The following is a 3,491-nucleotide window of genomic DNA, read 5'->3' as shown; positions in this document are numbered from 1 at the left end:
CTTCTTGCTGTAACGCCAGCGCCCTGGTAACCGAAACATGGGCTACAAGCGGAAGTCAGGGGATTACGAACACGAAGAAGTATCTTGATCCAGTTGTTGAGGTGTCACTCTAACAAAGGCGTCGATGTCTTCGGATGAAATCGTTGAAATGCAGTTAAGTCAAAGAGTTACAGAGTTTTCCATGTCGGGTGAGCAACTGTCCTAGTGGCAGACAAAATATAGTGCTCTGAGAGTTCTGGCACTAATGCACAAGTAAAGTTCAGGGTAGCAGCCTACATTCAAAGTGTGGAGAGCAACAGAAGGTGAGTCTTGCAGAAGCCACCCCGCTAAATCCTCCCTCTGTTGAGTCTCGTCACGGTTCATCAATAGAAGTCTCTAGGGGCAATACCATGAACGTCAAAACAGCTAATTCTATCCATCAAACTTCCCAAAGCCACTTCAACGCTCCGGAAATTCTCCAAGGAACTGAATCTCAAGCTCTCAAGGAGATTTTACTGGAGGAGATGCGCTCTGGCCTCAAGAGCAATGGTTCGGTATCGCACACTGGGTTAGATTCTCGTCGCACTCAATCCGTGGTAAACCGGATTGTGCAGGAGGTGGAACGGATTTGCCGCAAGAGCGATCGCATCCAAACTTCCGGTGAAATCCGTTCCTGGCAGCTAACACTGGCACGTCATCGGCTGCAGAAGTGTCTATCATACTACAAACTCGGCTCAAAGCAAGGTCGTGTCGAATTACACAGCCACCTCAGCGTGATGATTTATCGCCATGTGGCACCCTCTCAATCCCAGTTAAGTTTTTCCGCTCGGTACAACTTAATTGAGGACTTCTTGCAAGACTTTTATGCAGAGTCTCTCAAAGCCTTTCGACGGGAAAATGAGGTGGAGGCTGACTACACTCCTCGTACCCAACTCGAACTCGCTGAGTACATGGCGTTTACCGAGCAGTATGCCAAGCGTCGTATCCAGTTGCCTAACCGCAATAGCCAGCAACTGATTGTACTCAGAGCGCAGAGCTTTGCCAAACGGCAACCCAGCGAAACACCCCTGGATATCGAACAAGCGGTTGAGTTTGCCAAAGGCGAGGAAGCACAGGAACACAGCCGCTCTCCTGCCATGCAGCAGGTAAGATTGCGTCTGATTTCTGACACCGTTGACCCCAGCGAAGCCGTCCTGCGCGATCGCGTCGTCTCCGAACTGGTTCAATATCTGGAATCTCAGGGTCACTCCGATTGTGCAGATTACCTAGTCTTAAAATTACAAGACCTCGCTGCACCGGATATCGATGAAATTCTTGGTCTAACTCCCAGACAAAGGGACTACTTACAACAGCGTTTTAAGTACCATGTGGAGAAATTCTCTCGCTCGTCTCACTGGAAGCTGGTACACCAATGGCTAGGAGCAGACCTCGATCAGAAGCTGGGAATGTCCTCCGATCGCTGGGACGGGTTTGTTGGGGAACTCGACGAGCAACAACAGCATTTGTTGTCACTCAAACATGCTCAAAAAACCGATAAAGAGATCGCCAAAGCTCTAGGCTGTACCCCTAAGCAAGTACAAAAGCGCTGGACAGCTTTACTGGAAATCGCTTGGAAGGCTCGTAATTCAACAGGCAAAAGCGAGGAATAAAGGGTGAGCAAGAATGAGTTTACGGTTAAGAGTTGATGGTTATCAATTAGAGGGGTTAGACTTTCAGCTCTTAACTCTTGCTTAATCCTGCATCTTGCGGCATAAACAGTATCACCTTGATGAAAGAATTTCCGCTAGAGCCATCTACGGAATGATTAAACTCCATCCACTTAATACTTTATTCCCGGATTTTGAGAGCCCCTTGGCAATATTTAGTGGAACCAGAAAATAAATGATGAGCTTGCAACACATCCAAGTTTTCTCCTACTAGCGAGTCTCACGAGTCTAATTGCTACTTACTTTTGCTAAGGTAAGGTTAACAATTAAAAATAATTATTGCTTACCCCTGATCGCTTACCTAATATAGGCTGATAATCTCTCTCGATTGCAGGTAGTATCTCGTCATCATCAACACACCCAACGACAAGCAGGCAGTTATGGCGGTCAACATTGCTCAGGCTTTAGCTTCACCCCAGATAGCAGCACAAGATAAACAAGCGCTCAGGCAGGTCTGGGAAAACATGCAGCCAGATAGTTGTCCCTGTTCCTACAACTTTCACATGCACACTATCTATTCTGATGGTCAGCTAAAGCCAGAAGAATTGATCAAGCAGGCGATCGCCATTGGTATTAAAGGATTCGCTATCACCGATCACCATACTATCGGGGGCTACCAAGTCACTCAAGATTGGTTGGAATACTTGCACAAATCAGCGCCTTCCCAACCCTATCCCCACCTCTGGACTGGTGTTGAAATCACATCTAAATTACTAGGTACTGATGTTCATATCCTCGGCTACGCCTTCGATCCCAAGCATCCTGCTATAGAACATTATCTCCAAGGCGAAGCGCCTCGACACAACGAAGCTAAGGCGGCAGTGGTGATTGCTGCTATTCAGCAGGCGGGCGGTTTGGCTGTTTTAGCTCACCCAGCACGTTACCGACGCCCAGCGGTAGAGTTAATTCCTGCTGTAGCCCATTTAGGCATAGATGGCGTCGAAACATACTACGCTTACGGCAACCCGAACCCCTGGAAACCCAGCCCCACGCAAACACAGCAAGTGAAACAGTTAAGTGCTGCCTACAATCTGCTGAATACCTGCGGCACGGATACTCACGGTACGAATTTGTTGATGCGTCTCTAGAAGTCTGCTTCAGTAATAATCGGTAGGGTATTTTTACCTCTGGAGGGGCGAAGTATTCGGACGAAAAATCTAGGGTTTGAGCGATAAATTGACCTCCGAATGCTTCGCCCCTACCTATCATTTTGGTTACTGAACCGATGCTCTAGGTGGCTGGTAAAGACAATTGGAATAATTTGTGTAAATCCAACATAGGTGGGAAACAAAAGTGCTGATTTTGAGCTATATTGCAGGCAAAACTCTGTAAATCTCCCGATTCCTTGGTGAATTGCGAAACACATGGTTAACAAAAGTTACCGATCGCTTCTAGCTGTCATGCTGGCAATGGTGATGGCTTTTTTAGTGAGCTGTAGTAGCCCGACAGCCACAAAGCCGCCTACCTACACACCTGAAAAGATGGCGCAGATTCAAAAATATGCTGGCACCGTGACTGATCTGCGCGATAAAATTTCAATCCTTGAAACCGACATTCAAAACCGAGATTGGACTGAGGTAGGCTCCTTTATTCATGGCCCATTGGGTGAACTGCGGCAGAAAATGAGCTACATTACTCGTGAACTCCTGCCCAAAGATCAAAAGGCAGCGAGGGAGGCAGCAAAAGACTTATTCGCCCGCTTGGAAAGCATTGACCTCGCCTCTTCTAGCGGAAATTATCAGAAGGCTCTAGACAACTACCGAGCGGCATTGAAAGACTTTGATGCGTTTTTGCAGGTGATTCCTG

General features: G+C 47.4%; 3 protein-coding genes. All 3 read left to right on the top strand.

The genetic code is table 11. From position 1 onward, the window contains the following. Nucleotides 1-389 precede the first annotated feature (389 nt). Nucleotides 390-1,628, top strand: coding sequence for a HetZ-related protein (locus V6C93_RS30080; protein ID WP_349262884.1), 1,239 nt, complete (start codon nt 390-392; stop codon nt 1,626-1,628). A gap of 437 nt (nt 1,629-2,065) precedes the next feature. Next, a complete protein-coding gene (locus V6C93_RS30075) occupies nt 2,066-2,773 on the top strand; it encodes a PHP domain-containing protein (protein ID WP_333480356.1) in 708 nt (235 codons plus the stop codon). Nucleotides 2,774-3,049: 276 nt separating this feature from the next. After that, the coding region (gene psbQ, locus V6C93_RS30070; RefSeq protein ID WP_333480355.1) for a photosystem II protein PsbQ at nt 3,050-3,491 on the top strand (442 nt) is incomplete at its 3' end.

This window comes from Allocoleopsis sp. (assembly GCF_036703385.1).
GTDB lineage: Bacteria > Cyanobacteriota > Cyanobacteriia > Cyanobacteriales > Coleofasciculaceae > Allocoleopsis.
Note: the sequence above shows the minus strand (reverse complement) of the source record. Positions and strands in the feature narration are given on the sequence as shown.